Genomic DNA, 22288 nt, shown 5'->3' with positions numbered 1-22288 from the left:
GGCTAGGCCAGAGAGTCGACCCAGGCCCGGTGCAGCGCCGCATACGCGCCGTCGGCCCGGCCGACCAGCTCGGCGGGTGCACCGTCCTCGACGATGCGGCCGTGTTCGAGCACCAGCACCCGATCGGCGATCTGCACCGTGGACAGCCGGTGCGCGATCACCAGCGCGGTCCGGTCGGCCAGCACGTTTTCCAGAGCCCGCTGCACCATTCGCTCGCTGGGGATGTCCAGCGAGGACGTCGCCTCGTCGAGGATCAGCACCGCCGGATCGGCCAGGAAGGCCCTGGCGAACGCCACCAGCTGCCGCTGCCCCGCCGAGAGCCGGCCACCGCGCTTGGCGACGTCGGTGTCGTAGCCGTCGGGCAGCATCGCGATGAACCGGTCCGCACCGACGGCCTCCGCGGCCGCCCGGATCTCGTCCGCGGTGGCATCGGGACGGCCGAAGCGGATGTTGTCGGCGACGGTGCCGTCGAACATGAAGTTCTCCTGGGTCACCATCACGACATGGCGGCGCAGCTCGGGCTGGGCCAGCTCGCGCAGATCGATACCGTCCAGGGTCACCGACCCGGCGGTCGGGTCGTAGAACCGCGCGATCAGCTTGGCGATCGTGGTCTTGCCCGCCCCGGTGGTGCCGACCAGCGCAACGGTCTGACCCGCGGGCACCCGCAGCGTCAGGCCGGGCAGCACCGGTCTGCCGGGCCCGTAGGCGAACCGCACATCGTGAAAGGTGATGTCGCCCTTGACCTCCGGAAGCGGCAGCGGCCGGACCGGGTCGGCGATACCGGGCTTTTCGGCCAGCACACCGGCCAGCTTCTCCAGCGCCGACGACGCCGACTGGAAGGTGTTGAAGAACTGCGAGATCTCCTGCATCGGTTCGAAGAACATCCGCAGGTAGAGCAGGAACGCGGCCAGCGTGCCGATCGTCATCTCACCGTGCAGCACCCGGTAGCCGCCGTAGAGCAGCACCACACCGGTGGTGACATTGCCGACGAGCTTGACGCTCGGCATGAAGACGGCCAGCAGTTTGAACGTCTTCTCGTTGATCGCGCGGTACTCGTCGGCGATGTCTTCGAAGATCTCCTGGTTGCGCGGCTCGCGGCGGTAGGCCTGCACGGCCTTGATCCCGGTCATGGTCTCGACGAACTGCACGATGACCAGTGCCGCGCTCTCGCGCACCCTGCGGTAGGTCTTGGCCGACTCGGTGCGGAACCACAACACCAGCGCCACCAGAATCGGGAACGCCCCCAGGCACATCAGGCCCAGCCGCCAGTCCAGCGCGATCAGCAGGACCGCGGTCCCGAACAGCGTGAGCACCGCGGTGATCAGGCTGTCGAAACCGGTCTCGAGCATGTCCTGGATGGCCTCGACGTCGTTGGTGGACCGGCTCACCACCCGCCCCGACGTGTAGCGGTCGTGGAAGGCCACGTCGAGGCGCTGGAAATGCCGGAACACGCGGCGGCGCAGTTCGAGCAGCACCTCCTGACCCACCCGCCCGGAGCGGCGCAGGAAGAACATCCGGCTGACGCCTTGGATCAGCACCACCGCGCACAGCGTGCCGACGATCAGCATCAGCTCCCTGGCCGGACCCCCGTCGATGATGGGCGGGATACCACGGTCGATGCCGCGTTGCACCAGAATCGGAACTGACAGCCGGGCAACGTTTTCCACGATCACGACGAGCGCGAGCGCACCGACGGTCCAGCGGTAGGGGTGCAGCAGTGAACCCAGCAGCGCCCTGGCCTCGCGACGCCGCGGCAGGCTTTCGTCGATCGGCAGATCGTCGGTGTTCTCGTCGAACCGGCCGCGCCACTGCGCGGTGGTGGCCGTCGAGTCGGCGGTGGTGGTCATCGGCGCTCCACCTCCGCGGTGACGTAGCGGTACGGTTCGCCCTCCTCGACCAGATGGTCGAGCCGGCAGCGGTCCTTGTCGTCCTCCCACCCGCAGACGTGTTCGGCCCCGTCGTCGAGCTCATCGTCGGCGGCCAGCAGGTACCGGTACTGCGGCACCCCGGCCAGCAGTTCGGCGTGGGTGCCGATGTGGGTGATGGTCCCCTGCTCCAGCAGGGCCACCTTGTCCGCGAGCAGCACCGTGGACGCCCGGTGCGCCACGATGATGCCGGTCACCTCGTCGAGAACGCTGCCGAGCGCCTCGGTGACCACGGCCTCGGTGTGCACGTCGAGGGCCGAAAGGGTGTCGTCGAGCACCAGGATCCTCGGCGCCGCCAAGATCGCCCTGGCCAGCGAAAGGCGTTGCCGCTGACCGCCGGACAGGCTCATCCCCTGCTCACCGATGCGGGTGTCGAGACCGAACGGCAGGTCGTAGACGAACCGCGCGGCCGCGATGTCGACGGCCTGAGCCAGTTGTTCGTCAGAAGCGTCCGGCCGCCCCAGCCGCAGGTTCTCGGCCACCGACATCGAGAACAGCGTCGGGTCCTCGAACGCGGTGGCGACCGCCTTGCGCAGGGCGGGCAGGCTCAGCTCGCGAATGTCGGTGTCGTCGATCAGGATCTGGCCCTCGGTGACGTCGTAGAGCCGCGAGAACAGCGCGGCCAGCACCGTCTTTCCCGATCCGGTCGCACCGACCAAAGCCAGCGTTTCGCCCGGTTCGACCGTGACGTCGACGTGCCGCAGGGCCCACTCGCCTGCCGAATCGGGGAAGCGGAACCCGACGTCGCGCAGCTGCAGGCGCCCGGCCCGCGGCGCCGTCCCCACCGGGCCGTCGGTGATCTCCCGTGGCGCATCGAAGATCTCGGCGATGCGGTTGGCCGCGGTGAACGACTCCTGGGTCATCGACAGCAGGAATCCCAGCGATGCGATCGGCCACACCAGCGACAGCATCATGGTGATGAACGCGACCAGCGTGCCCATCGTGACGTAGCCGTGCCCGGCGGCGTAGGCGCCGAAGCCGAGCACCACGATCAGCGTCAGGTTCGGGATGACCTCCAGCAGCGTCCAGAACTTCGCCGACACCCCGACCCGGCTGACCTGGGTGTCGAAGAGCCGGGTGGCCTGATCGTCGAACCGGTCGAACACGTAGTCCTCGCGGCCGAAGGATTTCACCACCCGCAGCCCGAGCGCCGACTCCTCGACATGGGTTGCGACATGGCCGGTTTGATCCTGGGCGAGCCGCGACAACCGGGTGTACTCCCGTTCGAAGTGCAATACGGTCGCCGCGATCGGCACGATCGAGACCAGCACCACCACGCCCAGCGGCCAGTACATGGCCAGCAGGATCGAGGTGACGACCGTGATCTGCAGTGCGTTGAGGATCAGGAACACCAGCCCGAACGACATGAACCGGCGGATGGTGGACAGATCGTTCATCACCCGCGACAGCAGCTGGCCCGACTGCCAACGACCGTGGAACGACATGGGCAGGATCTGCAGCCGCGCATAGAGGTCCTTGCGGATGTCGGCCTCGACCCCCATCGTCGCGCGGGCGACCAGCCAACGCCGGATGAACCACAGCACGGCCTCGCAGATGCCGACGCCCATCGCGGCGACGCCAAGCACCCACAGCCCGTGCTGATCCTGGCGGCGCACCGGACCGTCGATCACGGCCTTGGTCATCAGCGGAATGGCCACGGTGGCCGCGAGGCTCGCGACCGCGACGACGACCATCGCGGTCCAGCGGGCCCGGTACGGCAACAGGTAGGGCAGCATCCGCCACAGGTCCGAGCTACCCCGGATCCGCGCCGGCGGCGGGGCGATCGCCGGCGCCGAACGCAACGCTTCACTCGGGGGTTGGCTCACTGTATAGATCTTCCCAGGTACGGCAAATGAATAACCTCACGCCGCGGCGACGTCGTCGGCGAACTGGGTGTAGTACAGCTCGGCGTAGCGGCCGTCGCGGGCCAGCAGTTGGTCGTGGGTGCCGCGTTCGACGATGCGGCCGTCCTCGACGACCAGGATGAGATCGGCGGCGCGGACCGTCGACAGCCGGTGCGCGATGACGAGCGAGGTACGGCCGTCCAGCGCCTCGGCCAGCGCCTGCTGCACCGCGGCCTCCGACGCCGAGTCCAGCGACGCCGTCGCCTCATCGAGCACCACCACCCGGGACCGTCCCAACAGCAGGCGCGCGATCGTCAGCCGCTGCCGCTGTCCTCCGGACAGACGGTAACCCCGCTCACCGACAACCGTGTCCAACCCGTCGGGCATCGCGGCGACCACGTCGTCGAGCCGGGCCCGGCGCAGCGCGTCCCAGAGTTGCCCATCGGTGGCCGCGGGTGCCGCCAGCAACAGGTTCGCCCGGATCGACTCGTGGAACAGGTGACCGTCCTGGGTCACCATGCCCACCGTGTCCTTGAGCGAGGGGAAGCTCACGTCGCGCACGTCGACCCCGCCGAGTGCGATCGCACCCGAGGTGACGTCGTAGAGCCTGGCCAGCAACGAGGCGATGGTGGACTTGCCCGCCCCGGACGAGCCGACCAGGGCGACCATCTCACCGGGCCGGGCGGTGAACGAAATCCCGTGCAGCACTTCGTCGCCGCCGCGCTGATCCAGCGTGGCCACCTCCTCTAGGGAAGCCAGCGAGACCTTGTCGGCCGACGGGTAGGCGAAGTGCACGTCGTCGAAGGTGACCGAGACCGGACCGGCCGGGACGGGCCGGGCGCCGGGTTTCTCGTCGATCAGCGGCACCAGGTCGAGCACCTCGAAGACCCGCTCGAAAGACACCAGCGCGCTGGCGATCTCGACCCGCGCGTTGGCCAGCGCGGTCAGCGGCGCATACAGCCGGGTCAGCAGCAGGGCCAGCGACACCACCGCACCGGCCTGCAGCTGCCCGCCGATCGCCAGCACCCCGCCCAGCCCGTAGACCAGGGCCAGCGCCAGCGCCGACATCAGGGTCAGCGCGTTCATGAACACCGACTGCAGCATCGCGGTGCGCACCCCGATGTCGCGGACCCGGTCGGCCCGTACCGCGAACGCCTCGGACTCCCGCCGGGGATCGCCGAATAGTTTGACCAGCGTGGCACCCGGCGCCGAGAACCGTTCGGTCATCTGGGTGTTCATCGTGGCGTTGTGGGCGGCCGCCTCCCGGGACAGCCCGGCCATCCGGGTGCCGATCCGGCGGGCGGGCACCACGAACAGCGGCAGCAGCGCCAACGACAACACCGTGATCTGCCAGGAGATGTGCAGCATCACCACGAGCGTCAGGGTCAGCGTCACCAGGTTGGCGACGATCCCCGACAGGGTGTCGGAGAAGGCCCGCTGCGCTCCGATCACGTCGTTGCCGAGCCGGCTGACCAGCGCGCCGGTGCGGGTCCGGGTGAAGAACGCCACCGGCATGCGCTGCACATGGTCGAACACCGCGGTCCGCAGATCCAGGATCAGGCCCTCCCCGATATGCGCCGACAGCCACCGGGTCACCAGCGCGACGGCCGCGTCGGCCACCGCCACCGCCGCGATCACGCCGGCCAGCAGGATCACCGTCGATACCGGACCACCTTGCGTTATCGCATCGACCACCCGGCCGGCCAGCACCGGCGTCGTCACCGTCAGCAGCGCGCTCAGCACGCTCACCGCCACGAACCCGCCCAACCGCCGGTGGTGGCGCCCGGCGAACCGCCAGATCCGGCCCAGCAACTTCCGGTCGGCCAGCGCGCGCAGTTCGCCGCCGCGGGCATGCGCCTGCTGATACAGGGTCTGCCGGGCCACCGTCTCCATACTCATGGGCATCACCGTAGAACCTCAACAATTATTGAGGTCAAAGATTCCCCCGCTCAGGTGCCCGGATCACCGTCGAGTCGGGTTCGGGGACGTGCCTGCCGCAATCCCGAGTGCTCATCAGGCAAGATGGCGGGCATGGACAGTGCTGGCAGCGGTATGGCCTCCCCCCGGGTCCTCGTGGTGGACGACGACCCTGACGTGCTCGCGTCCCTCGAACGCGGGCTGCGGTTGTCCGGGTTCGACGTATCGACCGCCGTGGACGGGGCCGAAGCCCTGCGCAGCGCCACCGAGATCCGCCCCGACGCCATCGTGCTCGACATCAACATGCCGGTGCTCGACGGCGTGAGCGTGGTGACGGCGCTGCGCGCGATGGACAACGACGTCCCGGTGTGCGTGCTCTCGGCCCGCAGCAGCGTCGACGACCGGGTCGCCGGACTGGAGGCGGGCGCCGACGACTACCTGGTCAAACCGTTCGTGCTGGCCGAGCTGGTCGCCCGGGTCAAGGCCCTGCTGCGCAGACGCGGATCCTCGGCCACGTTCTCCTCGGAGACCATCCAGGTCGGCCCCCTCGAGGTCGACATCCCGGGCCGGCGGGCCAGGGTCAACGGCGTCGACGTGGACCTGACCAAACGGGAGTTCGACCTGCTCGCGGTGCTGGCCGAGCACAAGACCGCGGTCCTCTCCCGGGCCCAGCTGCTCGAGCTGGTGTGGGGCTATGACTTCGCGGCCGACACCAACGTCGTCGACGTGTTCATCGGCTACCTGCGGCGCAAGCTGGAAGCCGGCGGCGCGCCGCGGCTGCTGCACACCGTGCGCGGGGTCGGTTTCGTACTGCGAACGCAGTAAGCCATGAGGCCGCTGACCCGGATCTTCCGCCGCACCCCGTCGCTGCGGACCCGGGTCGCGTTCGCGACCGCCATCGGCGCGGCGATCGTCGTCGTCATCGTCGGCACGATCGTCTGGATCGGCATCACCAACGACCGCAAGGAACGGCTGGACCGGCGCCTCGACGAGGCGGCCGGGTTCGCCGTCCCGTTCCTGCCCCGTGGCCTCGATCAGATCCCGCGCTCCCCCAACGACCAGGACGCGGTGATCACGGTGCGCCAGACCGGCACCGTCACCTCCAACTCCACGGTGGTGCTGCCCGAACTGCCCGCGGGCTACGCCGACACCGATATCGACGGGGTGCGCTGGCGGGTGCGGACGGTGGAGATCCCGGCCCCCGGCCCGATGTGGGTGGCCGTCGGCGCCACCTACGACGCCACCATCGCCGACACCAACAACCTGCACCGCCGGGTGCTGGTGATCTGCGTGTTCGCCGTCGGGGCGGCCACCGTACTGGGCTGGGTGCTCGCCGCGTTCGCGGTGCGCCCGCTCAAACGGCTGGCCCAGCAGACCCGGCAGGTCGACGCGGGCGACGAGGCACCCGATGTCGAGGTGCGCGGCGCCACCGAGGCCGTCGAGATCGCCGACGCCGTCAACGGGATGCTCAAACGGATCTGGTCCGAGCAGGACCGCACCAAGGCCGCGCTGGCCTCGGCCCGCGACTTCTCCGCGGTATCGGCCCACGAGCTGCGTACACCGCTCACCGCGATGCGCACCAACCTGGAGGTGCTGGCCACCCTCGACATGCCCGATGACCAGCGCAAAGAGGTGGTCAACGATGTGATCCGCACGCAGTCGCGGATCGAGGCGACCCTCGGCGCGCTGGAACGCCTGGCCCAGGGCGAGCTGTCCACCACCGACGACCATGTCACCGTCGACATCACCGAACTGCTCGACCGGGCCGCCCACGACGCCATGCGGGCCTATCCCGACCTCGAGGTCACCCTGGAGCCGGCCCCCACGGTCATCATCATCGGATTGCCGACCGGTCTGCGGCTCGCGGTGGACAACGCCATCGCCAACGCGGTCAAACACGGCGGCGCCACCAGGGTGCGGCTGTCGGCGGTGAGTTCGCGGGCCGGCGTCGAGATCGCCGTCGACGACAACGGTGTCGGAGTGCCCGAGGAGGAGCGCATCGTGGTGTTCGACCGGTTCTCCCGGGGCTCGACGGCATCGCGGTCGGGGTCGGGGCTCGGACTGGCGCTGGTCGCGCAGCAGGCCGAATTACACGGCGGCACCGCGGCTCTGGAATCGAGCCCGCTGGGCGGGGCCCGGCTGCTGCTGCGGCTGCCCGGCCCGCACTGAGCCCAGCCTGCCGAGCAGACACAAACCTGCCCCTCTTCGCCGGAAAAGGGGCAGTTTTGTGCCTGCTCGCGGTTATCTCTGGCCGCTGTCCCACCGGTGGAAGCCACCCTGGATCGCGGATTCCTCGTCGACGAACCAGATCTCGGCGACGGTCTGCTGATACGACGGGCTCTCGGCGGTGTGATAGAGCATCGAATCCTCGTTGCCCTTGACGGTGTAGCCTTCGGGAGCCGTCGCGGTGCCCTCGGTCCGCAGCGAGCCTGCACCGTAAGGCTTTTCACCCTCGCCCGCACCCGCGGCCTCGGATTCGGGGTCCTTACCCCCGCCGGTGAACTTGGACGCACCGAAGGCCGCCGCACCCGCGGCGGCCGCGCCCGCCGCCGCGGTACCGGCCTTGGGCAGCTTCGAGGTGGCCTCGTCCAAACCGCCGCCCGCACCGGTGGACGGGCCACGTCCGAGGGCGCCGTACACCGGGACCTCACGCTTGACCCGGCGGATGGTCAGGGCCACGGTCAGGATCACCCCGAGCAGGAACGCCAGCGCCATCAGCCACCAGTTCACGTCGCTCACCGTCCCGCTCCAATCTCACGAGAGTCGGGGAGATCGGCCAGCGCCGCCTCCTCGCTGGTGTGTTTGACGGTGAGCACCGACACCAGCCAGGCGACCAGCGAACCCACCACGAATGCCAGCAGATACCAGAGCCATTGGATGACGAAGTCCATGTCGAATCTCCCCTAGTTGACCGTGACCTCGACGCGGCGGTTCTGCGCCTTGCCTTCTGGCGTGTCATTGCCGGCGATCGGATTCGCCGAACCGGCACCGTTGGAGCTGACGCGATCGGCGGCCAGCCCCTGCGAAACCAGGAAATCGGCAACCGATTTCGCCCGGTTCGCACTCAGCGGAACGTTGATCTCATCGTTGCCCGAGTTGTCGGTGTAGCCGGTCACCGTGGCGCGGGCGCCCTCACACGACTTCAACTTCTCGGCCACCTGGGTCAGCAGCTGCTCCGATGGCCCGGTCAGGACGAAGCCGCCGGTCTCGAAGTTGATCGGTGTGCGCAGCAACGCCGTCACATCGTTCTGCAGCGCCGCACACGGTCCGGCAGGACCGCCGGGAGCACCTGGAGCGGGCGGGGCCGGGGCCGCTGGAGCGGGCACCGGGCCGACCTGAATATTGTTGGTGATCTTCATGTTCGGCCATGCCGACCTCGCCGCGGCCTCGACCGCAGCCCGTACCTCCTCGGAGGCGGCGGTGCCCGAGAGGGTGAGGGTGTCACCGTCGATCTTGAGGTCGAAATCCGGGATCCCCGCTGCCGCGGCCTCGAATACCGGCCCCAGCGCCGCCGGGTCCGGTGTGGAGACACCGGGTTTGACGGTCAGGTTGTCGATCAGGTTCACGTCGGGGCCGAACTTGGCCCGCATCGAATCGATCAGGGCGGCCTTGGCCGCCTCGTCGGGCACATCACCGGTCAGCGTGATGTCGTTGCCGTTACGGGTGATCGACAGCGGAGCGAACGCCGGGTTCGGCGCATCGGGTTCGGGGGCACTCAGCGTCGCCGACGCGTCGACGTTGGGCAGGGTGAGGCCCTCGCCGTTGCCGGCCCGGTCGATGGTGCTCCATCCGATCAGCCCGAGCAGCAAGGGAACTGCGATCAGGGCCAGCAACCAACCGAGGCCGGGGGGTCGTCGATACAGCTTGGAGGCTGTCCGCCAGCCTGTTATCGTCCGAGTTTCGTCAGATCTCGACATAGGTGCTCCTGAAGTCGGCCAAACAGTTCGACCGTATCAGCAAAGACTTCCGATGTCGTCGGCTCAGGCAATCCCGCCGAGTCAGCGCACGGCGAGCAGATCGATCACGAAGATCAGTGTCTTACCGGACAACCGGTGCCCCGAACCCGCCGGACCGTAGGCCTGCGCCGGCGGGATGACCAGTTTGCGGCGGCCGCCCACCCGCATGCCGGGAATGCCGTCCTGCCAACCCTGGATCAGGCCGCGCAACGGAAATTCAATCGACTCACCGCGATTCCAGGAACTGTCGAACTCCTCCCCGGTGTCGTATTCGACACCGACGTAATGCACCTCGACATTGCCGCCCGGCACGGCCTCGGCGCCGTCACCGACGATCAGGTCGGTGCTCACCAACTCGGCGGGGGCGGGTCCGTCCGGGAACTCGATCTCAGGTTTTGTGCTCACCGGATCAACCGTAGTCGGGCACACTGGCCGTGTGGCAGAAGATCAGGACATCCTCGCCGAAGTTCACCGGCTCGTCGCCGAAGAGCAGGAACTTCGCACGAAACTGCAGCGCAGAGAGATCGCCGAAACCGACGAACACGAGCGGTTGCGGTCGCTGGAGGTGGCGCTGGACCGGTGCTGGGACCTGCTGCGGCAACGCAGGGCCCTGCGGGAGACCGGACAGGACCCCGGGCTGGCCCAGCTGCGGGACGCCGACGAGGTCGAAGGGTACAAGGGCTGACCGGACGGTATGACGTGACCGAAACCCCGATCGACGCCGTCATCGTCGGCGGCGGGCACAACGGCCTGGTGGCCGCGGCCTACCTGGCCCGGGCCGGGCGCCGCGTGCAGGTGCTCGAACGCCTCGACCACGTCGGTGGGGCGGCGGTGTCCGCGCACGCCTTCGACGGTGTCGACGCCCGGCTGTCCCGGTACTCCTATCTGGTCAGCCTGCTGCCGCGGCGCATCGTCACCGATCTCGGGGCCCGGATCCGCCTGGCCCGGCGTCGATACTCGTCCTACACACCGGATCCGCGCACCGGCGGGGCCACCGGGCTGCTGATCGGAACCGACTCCCGGTTCGATGCGATCGGGGCGGGCGCCGACGCGGCCGGCTTCGACGAGTTCTACCGCCGGTGCGGCCTGATCACCCGGCGGATCTGGCCGACGCTGCTGCAGCCGCTGCGTGGGCGCGCCGAGCTGCGCGGTCAGGTGCTGGACGGGCAGGGCGCCGACGCCGCCGCGGCGTGGGATGCGCTCATCGAGCGGCCGATCGGCGAGGCGATCAGCGCCGCGGTGGCCGACGATCTGGTGCGCGGCGTGATGGCCACCGACGCCCTGATCGGCACCTTCGCCGACACCGGCGACCCGTCACTGCTCCAGAACGTGTGCTTTCTGTATCACCTGATCGGCGGCGGCACCGGCGACTGGGACGTGCCGATCGGCGGTATGGGCGCGGTGAGCGGTGCGCTGGCCGCCAGCGCCACCGGATTCGGCGCCGAAATAATCACTGGGGCAGAAGTTTACGCGATCCGCCCGGACGGCGAGGTGCGATACCGGGTCGGCGGCTCGAGCCGCACGGTGCACGCCGGGACCGTCCTGGCCAATGTGACGCCCGCGGTGCTGGCCGACCTCCTCGGCGAGCCCGCACCCGATACCGCCCAGGGCGCCCAGGTCAAGGTGAACCTCGTGCTGCGCCGCCTGCCGCGGCTGCGTGACGACGGCGTGACACCCGAGCAGGCGTTCGGCGGAACGTTCCACGTCAACGAGGGTTTCGGCCAACTCGCGGCCGCCTATACCGCGGCCGCGGCCGGCCGGGTGCCCGACCCGCTGCCGTGCGAGATCTATTGCCACTCACTGACCGATCCGAGCATCCTGTCCGATGAGCTGCGCGCCTCCGGAGCCCAGACCCTGACCGTGTTCGGGCTGCACACCCCGCATGCGCTGGCCGCGGGCGACCCGGACCGGATGCGCGACCGGCTCACCTCCGCCGTGCTCAGTTCGCTGAACTCGGTTCTGGCCGAACCGATCCAGGATGTCCTGCTGCAGGACGGCGCGGGCAGGCTGTGCATCGAGACCAAGACCACCGTCGACCTCGACCGGGCACTGGGGATGACGGCGGGAAACATCTTCCACGGTGCGCTGCGCTGGCCGTTCACCGAGGACGACGAGCCGCTCGAAACCCCGGCGCAACGCTGGGGCGTGGCCACCGGGCACGACCGGATCCTGTTGTGCGGATCCGGTTCCCGGCGCGGCGGTGCGGTATCCGGGATCGGAGGGCACAATGCCGCGATGGCGGTGCTCGGGCGCGGCTAAGCCATCTCGGCGGCCCAGGCCATATGCCCCTCGAAACCCAGATCGGTCGACACCTCGCGGTATCGGCGTTTCAGCTCCCGGTACGTCGGCTGGTCGCCGCGGGCCAGGGCGATCAAGGCCCGCAACCGCAGCCCGGTGACCGCGCGCGAAACCCACACGACCTCCTCCCCCAGGCTCGCATCCAACCGGTCGAGCGCGGCTTGCGCCCTGGCCAGGTCACCCGCCCCGCCCCGCGCCAGCAGGGTCTCCACCAACGCCACCGTGGCCAGATCGAGATTGCCGACACCTCCCGTCCCGAGGATGTCGACGCAGGCGGCCTCCAAATGTTCCAGGCCACCGTCGATATCGCCGTTCGCGACCATGCCGCGGGCGATGTAGACGTTCAGGATCGGCAGCACATGCAGGGCATAACGGCGCCGGACGCAGGTTTCGCGCAGCTCGGCCAGCATCGCGTAGCCGCGCGAGCTGTCGGCGCCGGCGTGATGGACCAGCACGATGCCCAGCGCGCTGCGGATCAGCACGATCGCGATCTCATCGCTGGTGCGCTCCGCCAGGCACAGGGCGTCCTCGAGCTCGGCCACCGCGCGATCGTCGGCCAGCACGATGCCCCGCGATATCGCGATGTACTTGTAGGTCATGACGGCGGCCTGCGCTACCGCGTCGGCGGTGCGCGCCAGCGCCACCGCGTTCGCCAAATCCTCGCGCCACCCGGGGTGTCCGGTGGTCCACCGCCCCACCGCCCGGAAGACGTGGGCGATGGGATCGGTGCCGGTCAGGTCGATGGTGGTCTGTGACCACCGCAGCACGTCGGCGACCTCCCCGGCCTGCAGCTTGGCCGTGCACGCGGCCCGGGAGAACCGCGCGACCAGCAACGGATCACCGAGCGATTCGATCACCGCCATGTACTCCGAGGCCAGCGCCGACGCGGCCCGGATCCGGCCGCCGAGCATGTGCTCCATGGTCAGGCCCGTCATCCCGATCGCCAGCGACAGCTTGTCCCCGGCCGCCTCGCACAGCTGCCTCAGCTCGTCGAAGCGGGCCGAGATGTCGGGGTGGAACCGCCGCCAGGCGTTGGCGCACAACAGTATCCGCGGGCTGATCCGCATCGCCGGCCGGTCCGGGTGGGCCTGCGGGAGGGCGTCGGCGGCCAGCCGGGCGCGTTCCCAGTTCAGCTGTGCCGCCTCGATATCCCGGTTGGCCGACCAGGCCGCGGCCCGCATATGCCATTCGTAGGCCTGCGGCAGATCGCCCGCCGCCTCGAAATGCTCGGCGATCAGCGCGGAATGCTGGTCGTCGTGGACGATCGCCTCGGTCAGGTTCCGGTGCAGCTGGGCCCGGTCGGCCTTGAGCTGGGATTCGTAGGCCACCGCCCGGATCAGCGGATGCCGGAACGCGTATTCGGGCCGCGCACCGGATGCGATCGGTTCGACCAGCTCGGCGGCCACCAGCTCATCGAGGACCGGCGTCACCAGTGTGCTCAGCAGTGTCTGATCGAACCGGGATCCGATCACCGCCGCGGCGTTGAGGGTGCGTTTGGCGGCCAGGCCCAGCCGGTCGATGCGGGCCGCGATCACGGCCTGCAACGTGCTGGGCACGCTGACATCGGCGACCGGATCCGCGCACAGGTAGCAGCCTCGGCCGCCGATCAGCACGTCCCGTTCGGACAGATCCCGCACGATCTCCTCGGCGAAGAACGGATTGCCCGCGGCGCGTTTGGCCACGAGGCCGGCAAGGTCGGCGACCGACGAGTCGGCGCCCAGCAATTCGGTGCTCAGCGCCGAGATCTGCGCATCGTCAAGCGGCTCAAGCGAAACCGTCTCATGATTCCGGGTCAGGGTGCCCGCGTACTCCGGCCGGTAGGTGATCACCACGGCCGAACGGGTCTGCGGAACCGCCTTGAGGAAATCGGCGAACATCGACTCGCTGATCCCGTCGATCCAGTGCACGTCCTCGATCACGAACAGCGCAGGCTCGGTTCCCACCAGCCCGGACGGGTTGACGATCGCCGAAAGCCGCCTGCGCCGGGCTTCCGGATCGATGCCGGACAACTCGGCGCCCGCGTCGGTCACCCCGAGCAGATCCTCCACCAGCAGCACATCCTCGCCGTCCAACCCGGAGAACCGCTGCCGCAGCCGGCTTCGCGCCGGCGCCGCCTCCAGACCGCTCAACCCGGCCGCCGTGCGCAGCAGCCCGGCGATGGCGTGGAACGGCACCTCGGTGGTGTGCGATTCGCAGAAGCTGGCCACGACCTGTACCCCCTTGGCCGCGGCGACCGAGGTGAGCTCGCGGACCAGCCGGCTCTTGCCGATGCCCGCGGGCCCGACCACGCCGACCACACCGCCGGTTCCGTCGATCGACCGGTCGACGACGGCGCGCAGCGTGGCCAGTTCGTGTTCGCGCCCGACGAAGGCGGGCTCGCTGCGGCCGGTACGCCGCCCGGAGGCCATCGCCAGCAGCCGGCGCGCCGGAACCGGCCGGGCCGCGCCCTTGATGCTGACCAGCTCCGGCTCGCCGAGCACCGCCACGCTCTCCACCAGCCGCGCGGTCGATTCGCTCAGCATCACCCCGCCGGGCGGCGCGACCGACTCCATGCGCTGCGCCATCCCGACCTGTTCGCCGATCGCCGTATAGGACAACGGGTCCGAACCGATCGCCCCGGCGATCACCTGTCCCGAGTTCAGCCCCACCCGCAGCTGCAGCGCGACGTGGTCGAGGCGGCCCACGTCGACCGCCAGGCTCTGCGCCGCACGCTGGATGTCGAGCGCCGCACGGCACGCGCGGGCCGGGTGGTCCTCCAGCGCGATCGGGGCGCCGAATTCGGCCATGATCCCGTCACCGGTGAACTTGTCCACGGTGCCGCCGTACTGCTGGACGACCCGAGCCGACCGGTTGAACAGCTCGGTCATCAGTTCGCGCAGCCGTTCCGCGCCGAGCCGTGCGGCCAGGTCCATCGAGCGCACCACATCGGCGAACAGCACCGTCACCTGCTTGTATTCGGTGAGTTTCGCGGCGGTCGTGAGCGGGGATCCGCACGCGTCACAGAATCGGGCACCGTCCCTGGGGACGACACCGCATACGGGGCACGACATCACCGGCCAGCCAACCCTTCTCCGCTGGACCGGATCAGAATAGGCGCCTCACCGCCGTTTGGCGGCTACCTTGGCCAGGATCGTCCGCAGGGCCGCCAGATCGTCGTCGCCGAGCGCGGCAAAGCCATCGGGGGCCGGATCCTCGACCGCGTCGATCTCGGCCGTCGCCGCGCGACCCGCGTCGGTCAGCGACACCACCTTGCACCGTCGGTTCGCCGGGTCGACCGTGCGGATCACCAGACCGCGGTCCTCCAGATCGTTGACCGCGACGGTGGCGGCGGGCGCGTCCAGGATCGCGGCGTGGGCGAGCTGTTTGACCGTCATCGGTTCGCCGGTCAACCGCCGCAGGATCCGGATCCGGCTGAACGGCAGCCCGCTGCGCTCGATGACCGCGCGCCGCCAGCCGTCCCGGTTGTCGAACACCAGCGTGGTCAGCAGTCGCCAGACCTGGTCGGCCTGCGTCGGGTCAGCCGGCATGGGCGACCTCCGGGGGATGGCGATGCTGCCCGATCAGCGGGGCCAGCCGTTCGGCCGACCGCAACGCCCACGGCGACGTCGACGCGAAACCCAGCGCGAAGATCACCACGCCGAAGCAGGCGAACACCGACCACAGCGGCCTCGCCGCCGTGGCGAAGTCGATCGAGCTGTCCGTCAGCGCCGCACCCAGCACCGAACCGCACAGCGCCACACCGAGACTCACCCCGACCTGGCGGCTGGTCGAGGCCACCGCCGAGGCCGCGCCGGCCCGGTCGGTCGGCATCCCGCTGACCGCGGTGTTGGTGATCGGGGCGTTGACCATCGAGAACCCGATGCCGAACACCGCGAACACGATCAACAACTCCCACACCGGGGTGTCCGCGCTGATCCGGGTGAGCATCAACGTGGCCGCGGTGATCAGGGCCCCCGCGACGAGCAGGGACGGCCGTGCGCCGAACCGTCCGACCAACCGTCCCGACAACGGTGAAAAGATCAGTGCACCAAGGGCGACCGGCAGGTAGATCAGGCCGGTGTGCATGGCCGAGAAGCCCCGGTGGTCCTGCAGGTACAGCGACATCATGAACAGGAACGCACCCCATGCGGCGAACGCGCACACCGCGATCCCGGTGGCCGAGGCGAACGGGACGCTGCGGAAGAACCTCAGGTCGATGAACGGGTCCCGGCGTCGCGACTCGAAGCGCAGGAATATCGCGAATGCCACCACGGCGATGACCCCGATGCCGATGATCCGCGGATCGGTCCAGCCCAGGTTCGGACCCTCGATCAGCACGAACACCACACCGAACAGAAAGGCCACCCCGAGGAGTTGGCCGATCGGGTCGATATCGCGCATCGTCGCCGACTTCGACTCCGGCACGAAGATCGCGGTCAGCGCGATCGCCAGCGCGCAGATCGGCAGGTTGATCCAGAACACCGCGCGCCAGTTCACAAACTCGATCAGCGCACCGCCCACGATCGGGCCTGCCGCCATGGCGATGCCGACGACCCCGCCCCACACCCCGATGGCGCGGGCGCGTTCCACCCGCCCGGTGAACACCTGGGTGATTATCGACATCGCCACCGGGTTCATCATCGAGCCACCCAGTGCCTGCAGGAACCGGGCCGCGATCAGCGTCTCGATATTGGGTGCCAGGCTGCACAGCAGCGAGGCCGCCGCGAATACCGTCAGGCCGACCTGGAAGGTGCGCCGCCTGCCGAACCGGTCACCGGCGGCGCCGGACAGCAGCAGCACCGAGGCCAGCGCCAGGGTGTAGATGTCGATGACCCACTGCAGTTGCGACGGTGAGGCCCCGAATTCGGCACGGATACTCGGGATCGCGACGTTGACGATCGTGGCGTCCATCGACACGATCAGCAGGCTCAGGCAGCAGGACACCAGGATGATGGCCTTGCGCCGAGGGCTCAGCGACCGGACGACGGCTTCATTCACCAGACAATTGTGAAACTACAACTGTTAGCCGTGCAAGTTTCCTCGGCCATCGGAGACAATCATCACTATGAACCAGCGCAATGCCCGGGTCGCCGAATTCGTCGCCGCCGCAGGGATCGAACCGGCGATCAGAATTCTCGATGCGGACGCCAAGACCGCCGCGGCCGCGGCCGCCCAGCTGGGCTGTGAAGTCGGCGCGATCGCCAACAGCCTGGTGTTCGAATGCGACGGCGCACCGCTGCTGGTGATGGCCAGCGGCGCGGCCCGGGTGGACACCGATGTGCTGGCCCGCCACCTCGGAGCCACCTCGATCGGCAAAGCCGATGCGAAGCTGGTGCGCAACGCCACCGGCCAGATCATCGGCGGGGTGGCGCCCACCGGGCATCCGGCCCCGCTGCGGACCGTGGTGGATCAGAGCCTGTCCGGGTACCCGGTCATCTGGACCGCGGCGGGCACCGCCGACTCGGTGATGCCGCTGACCTACCGCCAGCTGCTCGACCTCACCGCGGGGGCGGCGATGCCGGTCCGCTAACGGCTGCCGATATTGGTGTAGGCGCGCTCGCCGTAACCGGTGTAGATCTGGCGTGGGCGGCCGATCTTGTTCGGCTCGGAGTGCATCTCCCGCCAGTGCGCGATCCAGCCCGGCAGCCGGCCCAGCGCGAACAGCACGGTGAACATCCGGGTCGGAAAACCCATCGCCCGGTAGATCACGCCGGTGTAGTAGTCGACGTTCGGGTAGAGCTTGCGCTCGATGAAGAACTCGTCGGTGAGCGCGATCTCCTCGAGCTGCTTGGCGATGTCGAGCAGCGGATCTTCGATGCCGAGTTTGCCGAGGATCTTGTCGGCCTGCTCCTTGACGATCCGGGCCCGCGGATCGTAGTTCTTGTAGACCCGGTGCCCGAAGCCCATCAGCTTCACGCCGTCCTCGCGGTTCTTCACCTTCTTGACGAAGGTCTCGACGTCGTCGCCGCCGTCGCGGATCTTGGTCAGCATCTCCAGCACGGCCTGGTTGGCGCCGCCGTGCAGCGGGCCCCACAGCGCGTTGATGCCACCCGAGATCGAGGTGAACAGGTTGGCCTGCGAGGAGCCGACCAGACGCACCGTCGACGTCGAGCAGTTCTGCTCGTGGTCGGCGTGCAGGATGAACAGCATGTCCAGGGCCCGGACCAGCTCGGGATCGACCTCGTAGGGTTCGGCCGGGAAGCCGAACGTCATCCGCAGGAAGTTCTCCACCAGCGTCAGCGAGTTGTCCGGGTACAGGAACGGCTGCCCCTCGGACTTCTTGTAGGCGTAGGCCGCGATGGTCGGCAGCTTGGCCAGCAGCCGGATGGTGGACAGCTCGACCTGCTCGGGATCGAACGGATCCAGCGAATCCTGGTAGTAGGCGCTCAGCGCGTTCACCGCGCTGGACAGCACCGGCATCGGATGGGCGTTGCGCGGGAAGCCGTCGAAGAACCGCTTGAGGTCCTCGTGCAGCAGGGTGTGGCGCTGGATCTGGGTGGTGAAGCGCTCCAGCTGCTCGGTGGTCGGCAGCTCACCGTAGATCAGCAGGTAGCTGACCTCGATGAAGGTCGAGTTCTCGGCCAGCTGCTCGATCGGGACACCCCGGTAACGCAGGATGCCGGCATCGCCGTCGATGTAGGTGATCGCGGATTTGGTGGACGCGGTGTTGACGAAACCACCATCGAAGGTGGTGTAGCCAGTCTTGGCCAGCAACGGGCCGAGCGCGATGCCGTCAGCGCCCTCGGTGGCGTGGACGATCTCCAGATCGAGCTCGCCACCTGGGTACTGGAGGGTGGCGTGCTCCTGCCCACTCGACGGGTTTTCGGCCACGGGGATCCCTTCAACGTCGCGGGTACCGAACATGCTCTACAAAAGGTAGTCGCATTCGGTTCGGGCTGCCCGCGTGGGGTTACCAACCGGTCACACGAGTTGGCCGGCCATCCCGTGCAGCCCCGCGGTCACGGCCATGAACTCGCCGTATGTGGACTGCACCTTCGCCACGATGCCGTCGACGGTCATCGTGGCCCAGTCGGTGTCCGGCCCGAGTTCGGCCAGCGCTGACATGATGACCGCCCCCCACACCGCCGAGGTCAGCTTGAGCCTGCGGTCGTCGCGGCTCACCCCCATCCGGGTTGCCAGCACCGCGTTGACGGCGTCGATCCGGAACTCCGACACCGTGTGCATCAGGACCGGCGAGGAGGTCACGATGCGGGCCAGGGCGAGCAGACGTTGCTCGGTCAGCCGCGGCGACGGGGCGATCCTGGTCTTGAGGAATGCCTGCACATGGGCCCGGTACAGGGCTTCGACATCGTTGATCTCGGGTGGCTGGCCGGCGAGTTCGACCGCGGCCATGGCGGCCACCTCGTCGATCAGCGCGACCACGACGGCGTCCTTGGTGGCAAAGTACCGGCTGAATGTGCGCGGCGAGACGTCGGCGACCGCGGAGATCTGCTCCACCGTGGTCTTCTCGAATCCCTGACGGTTGCACAGTTCGACCGCGGCGTCGATCAACATCGCCCGGGTGCGCAGCTTCTTGCGCTCGCGCAGACCCGCCCCGGCCTGCCAGACCTCATCGACCACCAGCGGATGCTATCCCCACGAGCCGCGTCTGCCCGCGGTGTTTCGGACAACCCGTGCGATTTGCCGGGGTTCAGGTCCGCTCGGCCCCGGACTGCCCGTCACGGGCCGCCACACCGGGCACCCGGTAGCGCACGAACGCGGGAACCGCCGCCGCGGCAACCATCACGCCGACGATCACGAGCGCACCCCCGCCGGCCGCCGCCACCGTGGTACCGACCGCCGCGGCCGCCGCGCCGTGCAAGGTGTCGGCGAGCCGAGGGCCACCGGCGACCACGACGGTGAAGACGCCCTGCAAGCGCCCACGCAACTCATCGGAGGCGGCCTGCTGCAGGATCGTCGACCGGAACGCCGCCGACACCATATCCGCGGCACCCCCGATCGCCAGGAACGCCAACGCAACCCACAACACCAGACCGGCGGACCCATCCGCAGACCCGCCCGCGATACCGAAGCCGACCATCGCCACACCCCATACCAGGATCGCCAGCACGACCGCCCGGCCCTGCCTGCGGATCCGCGGCAGCCAGCCCGAGAACACCCCGCCCGCCACCGCACCCGCCGACATCGCCGCCGCCAGCAGCGCCATCACGGTGCCGCCCTCGACCGGGCCGCCGAAGCTCTCGTGCGCCATCTGCGGGAACAGCGCGCGGGGCATCCCGAAGATCATCGCGATCAGGTCGACGACGAACGACATCAGCACCACCCGGTTGCCGGCCAGATGGCGGAAACCGTCGAGCACCGCGGCCACGCCCCAGCGCGAGGAACCCCGCTCGGCGCCGGTGGCCCGGATCGGGGCCAGCCGGAACGTCGCCCAGATCGGGACCAGGCAGCACACCGCGTCGATCAGGTAGAGCGTGGACAGATCCACCCAGCGCAGCAGCACCCCGGCCAGCAGCGGGCCGACGATCGCGCCGAACTGGTACACCGTCATGTTCAGCGCGTTGGCGGCGGGCAGCTGCTCACCGGGCACGATCCGCGGTATCGCGGCGGCCCGGGTGGGGCTGTTGATCGCGTAGAAGGCCTGCTGCACCGACAGCAGGCTCAGCACCACCCAGACGTTGTCGACCGCCAGTGCGGCCTGCAGCCACAGCAGCACCGAGGCGGCGCCGAGGCCGATCGAGGCGATGATCAACAACACCCTGCGGTCCATGGCGTCGGCCAGCGCCCCGCCCCACAGGCCGAACACGATCAGCGGCACCAGCGCGAACAGGCCGGCCAGCCCGACATACGCCGAGTTCTGGGTGAGCGTGTAGAGCTGCACCGGGACCGCGAAGATCGTCAGGTTGGCGCCGATGACGGTCGGGATGCCGGCCAGCCACAACCGTCGGAAGTCCGGAGTGCGCAGCGGCGTGGTGTCGGCGAGGAACCCTCTCATTCCGGGTGCCGGGCGAACGTCACGGCTGCAGCCGCTCGGCGCGGCCGTGCGCGACCCGAATCCGGTTGTGCACCCGGTTCTCCCGGCCCTGCCAGAACTCGACGACGTCGGGCGCGATCAGGTACCCACCCCAGTTCGGCGGTACCGGAACGGAGTCCAGGCCGGCGAACCGGTCGGTGACCTCGGCGAGCCGGCCCAGCAGTGCCGCACGGGATTCGATCGGGTGCGACTGCTGCGACGCCCACGCGCCCAGCTGCGATCCGCGCGGGCGCTTCGACCAGTAGTCGGCGGTCGCGGCGGCCGGCACCCTGGTCACCGGACCCCTGACGTGAATCTGCCTGCCCAGCTGGTACCACGGGAAGGTGGCCGACGCGTACGGGTTGGCGGCCAGCTGCTCGCCCTTGGCCGAGTCGTAATTGGTGTAGAACGTGATACCGGCCTCATCCATGCTCTTGCACAACACCGTGCGGGTGACCGGTCTTCCCTGCTCATCGACCGTGCCGACGACCATGGCGTTCGGTTCGGCCACCCCGGCCCGCTGGGCGTCGGCCAGCCAGGTCCGCAGCAGGGTCAGCCAGCCCGTCGCGGGATCGTCGCCGAGCCAGTCGACGTCCAGATCGCCACGGCCGTCCTTCTCGGCGTATTCGACCCGCATGGCGGCCAAGTCCTGATCATCCGGTGTCGGCACCGCGATAAGGCTACGCCTGGCCTCGTGCGGTGATCGCGCGCGCCGAACGGACCACCGCGAGATCGACCATCCGGCCGCGCCGGTCGCGGGCCACCCCGGATCCGTTCGCCTGCGCGTCGTCGAACACCGCGAGCACATCCCTGGCGTCGGCCAGCTCCTCGGGGGTCGGAGCCAGCGCCTCGTGCACCACCGCGACCTGGTCGGGATGGATCAGGGTGCGGGCGGAGAATCCCTGGCGGACCAGCTGCACGGTCGACCGGGCGAGCAGCCCTCCGTCACCCAGTTCGGTCTGGACGGGGCCGACCGGCGGCACCAGCCCGGCCAGCGCCGAGGCCAGCACCACATCGCCACGCAGGTGCCACAGTTCGTGCCGATCCGGCGACGGGGACATGCCCAACTCGGCGGCCAGATCGGCCTCCCCCAGCCCCAGCCGGTGCAGCCGGGGGGCCCGCGCGATGTCGCGGACATCCGCCATGCCCCTGGCCGTCTCCAGCTGCGCGATGACCGCGAGCGGCGCACCGGTATCGGCCCGCTCGGCGTCGGTGAGCAGCGCGTCGACGCGGCGCAGCAGCTCCAATTCGGCGCCGGGCACAAAAACCCCTGTGGTGCCGGGCCGCGCGGCGGCCCGCACACCCTCCTCGAGCCGCGCCGGGTCCAGCCGGACCCACCACTGGCACCCCGGGGTGCGGGCGGGCGGTGCCCCGGCGGTGTTCGGTGGAGCACTC

At 69.3% G+C, this 22288-nt stretch carries 20 protein-coding genes; 5 read left to right on the top strand and 15 right to left on the bottom strand.

Annotated elements, in window-relative coordinates:
- Positions 1 to 2: 2 nt before the first annotated feature.
- Genes ACWDTP_RS20650 through ACWDTP_RS20640 form a run of 3 tightly spaced genes read right to left on the bottom strand, consistent with a single transcriptional unit; the run spans position 3 to position 5668 of the window.
- Positions 3 to 1847 (bottom strand): ABC transporter ATP-binding protein, encoded by a 1845-nt coding sequence (locus ACWDTP_RS20650; protein ID WP_450023111.1) that lies wholly within the window; start codon positions 1845 to 1847, stop codon positions 3 to 5.
- Positions 1844 to 3751 (bottom strand): ABC transporter ATP-binding protein, encoded by a 1908-nt coding sequence (locus ACWDTP_RS20645; protein ID WP_450023109.1) that lies wholly within the window; start codon positions 3749 to 3751, stop codon positions 1844 to 1846. Before ACWDTP_RS20645 ends, ACWDTP_RS20650 begins: the two co-directional genes overlap by 4 nt.
- A gap of 36 nt (positions 3752 to 3787) precedes the next feature.
- The gene (locus tag ACWDTP_RS20640; protein ID WP_450023107.1) at positions 3788 to 5668 is read right to left on the bottom strand and encodes an ABC transporter ATP-binding protein; all 1881 of its coding nucleotides are present in this window, start codon (positions 5666 to 5668) and stop codon (positions 3788 to 3790) included.
- Between the two features lie 123 nt (positions 5669 to 5791).
- On the opposite strand from ACWDTP_RS20640, the gene prrA reads away from it, so the two are divergent.
- Together prrA and ACWDTP_RS20630 are read left to right on the top strand one after the other, a co-directional pair.
- The gene (gene prrA / locus ACWDTP_RS20635) at positions 5792 to 6511 is read left to right on the top strand and encodes a two-component system response regulator PrrA (RefSeq protein ID WP_450023105.1); all 720 of its coding nucleotides are present in this window, start codon (positions 5792 to 5794) and stop codon (positions 6509 to 6511) included.
- A gap of 3 nt (positions 6512 to 6514) precedes the next feature.
- Positions 6515 to 7855, top strand: a complete 1341-nt coding sequence (locus ACWDTP_RS20630; protein ID WP_450023103.1) for a HAMP domain-containing sensor histidine kinase — start codon at positions 6515 to 6517, stop codon at positions 7853 to 7855.
- Positions 7856 to 7927: 72 nt separating this feature from the next.
- Here ACWDTP_RS20630 and arfC read toward each other — a convergent pair whose 3' ends face one another.
- The 4 genes from arfC to ACWDTP_RS20610 form a co-directional block, all read right to left on the bottom strand.
- Positions 7928 to 8425: a channel accessory protein ArfC, sunset domain variant gene (gene arfC / locus ACWDTP_RS20625; protein WP_450023101.1), complete on the bottom strand. Its 498-nt coding sequence runs from the start codon at positions 8423 to 8425 to the stop codon at positions 7928 to 7930.
- The gene (arfB, locus tag ACWDTP_RS20620) at positions 8422 to 8577 is read right to left on the bottom strand and encodes a channel accessory protein ArfB (RefSeq protein ID WP_450023099.1); all 156 of its coding nucleotides are present in this window, start codon (positions 8575 to 8577) and stop codon (positions 8422 to 8424) included. Before arfB ends, arfC begins: the two co-directional genes overlap by 4 nt.
- Positions 8578 to 8589: 12 nt before the next feature.
- A complete protein-coding gene (gene arfA / locus ACWDTP_RS20615) occupies positions 8590 to 9603 on the bottom strand; it encodes a channel-forming protein ArfA/OmpATb (RefSeq protein WP_450023097.1) in 1014 nt (337 codons plus the stop codon).
- Positions 9604 to 9684: 81 nt separating this feature from the next.
- Positions 9685 to 10047, bottom strand: coding sequence for an FKBP-type peptidyl-prolyl cis-trans isomerase (locus ACWDTP_RS20610; RefSeq protein ID WP_450023095.1), 363 nt, complete (start codon positions 10045 to 10047; stop codon positions 9685 to 9687).
- Between the two features lie 31 nt (positions 10048 to 10078).
- Here ACWDTP_RS20610 and ACWDTP_RS20605 point away from each other — a divergent pair, with 31 nt between their 5' ends.
- Together ACWDTP_RS20605 and ACWDTP_RS20600 are read left to right on the top strand one after the other, a co-directional pair.
- Positions 10079 to 10327 (top strand): DUF2630 family protein, encoded by a 249-nt coding sequence (locus ACWDTP_RS20605; protein ID WP_450023093.1) that lies wholly within the window; start codon positions 10079 to 10081, stop codon positions 10325 to 10327.
- 14 nt (positions 10328 to 10341) lie between these two features.
- Complete coding sequence (locus tag ACWDTP_RS20600; RefSeq protein WP_450023091.1) at positions 10342 to 11901, top strand: phytoene desaturase family protein; 1560 nt, start codon at positions 10342 to 10344, stop codon at positions 11899 to 11901.
- Here ACWDTP_RS20600 and ACWDTP_RS20595 read toward each other — a convergent pair.
- The 3 genes from ACWDTP_RS20595 to ACWDTP_RS20585 are packed head-to-tail and all read right to left on the bottom strand — an operon-like array spanning position 11898 to position 16917.
- Positions 11898 to 14990 (bottom strand): adenylate/guanylate cyclase domain-containing protein, encoded by a 3093-nt coding sequence (locus ACWDTP_RS20595; RefSeq protein ID WP_450023089.1) that lies wholly within the window; start codon positions 14988 to 14990, stop codon positions 11898 to 11900. The genes ACWDTP_RS20600 and ACWDTP_RS20595 overlap by 4 nt on opposite strands.
- Before the next feature lie 48 nt (positions 14991 to 15038).
- Positions 15039 to 15467 (bottom strand): MarR family winged helix-turn-helix transcriptional regulator, encoded by a 429-nt coding sequence (locus tag ACWDTP_RS20590; protein WP_450023087.1) that lies wholly within the window; start codon positions 15465 to 15467, stop codon positions 15039 to 15041.
- Positions 15457 to 16917 carry an MFS transporter gene (locus ACWDTP_RS20585; protein ID WP_450023085.1) on the bottom strand — a complete coding sequence of 487 codons (1461 nt, stop codon included), beginning with the start codon at positions 16915 to 16917 and terminating at the stop codon, positions 15457 to 15459. Before ACWDTP_RS20585 ends, ACWDTP_RS20590 begins: the two co-directional genes overlap by 11 nt.
- A 67-nt stretch (positions 16918 to 16984) precedes the next feature.
- On the opposite strand from ACWDTP_RS20585, the gene ACWDTP_RS20580 reads away from it, so the two are divergent.
- A complete protein-coding gene (locus ACWDTP_RS20580) occupies positions 16985 to 17449 on the top strand; it encodes a YbaK/EbsC family protein (RefSeq protein WP_450023083.1) in 465 nt (154 codons plus the stop codon).
- Here ACWDTP_RS20580 and ACWDTP_RS20575 read toward each other — a convergent pair.
- The 5 genes from ACWDTP_RS20575 to ACWDTP_RS20555 form a co-directional block, all read right to left on the bottom strand.
- Positions 17446 to 18750 (bottom strand): citrate synthase, encoded by a 1305-nt coding sequence (locus ACWDTP_RS20575; protein ID WP_450023081.1) that lies wholly within the window; start codon positions 18748 to 18750, stop codon positions 17446 to 17448. The genes ACWDTP_RS20580 and ACWDTP_RS20575 overlap by 4 nt on opposite strands.
- A gap of 90 nt (positions 18751 to 18840) precedes the next feature.
- Positions 18841 to 19500 carry a TetR/AcrR family transcriptional regulator gene (locus ACWDTP_RS20570; RefSeq protein ID WP_450023080.1) on the bottom strand — a complete coding sequence of 220 codons (660 nt, stop codon included), beginning with the start codon at positions 19498 to 19500 and terminating at the stop codon, positions 18841 to 18843.
- Between the two features lie 70 nt (positions 19501 to 19570).
- Complete coding sequence (locus ACWDTP_RS20565; RefSeq protein ID WP_450023078.1) at positions 19571 to 20875, bottom strand: MFS transporter; 1305 nt, start codon at positions 20873 to 20875, stop codon at positions 19571 to 19573.
- Between the two features lie 19 nt (positions 20876 to 20894).
- Entirely contained in the window at positions 20895 to 21569 is a 675-nt protein-coding gene (gene pdxH / locus ACWDTP_RS20560) for a pyridoxamine 5'-phosphate oxidase (protein WP_450023128.1), read from the bottom strand.
- 4 nt (positions 21570 to 21573) lie between these two features.
- On the bottom strand, positions 21574 to 22288 hold a 715-nt coding region (locus ACWDTP_RS20555; protein ID WP_450023076.1), incomplete at its 5' end, for an HpcH/HpaI aldolase/citrate lyase family protein.

Source organism: Mycobacterium sp. NPDC003449 (assembly GCF_053588415.1).
This window is presented reverse-complemented; position numbering and strand designations above follow the sequence as displayed.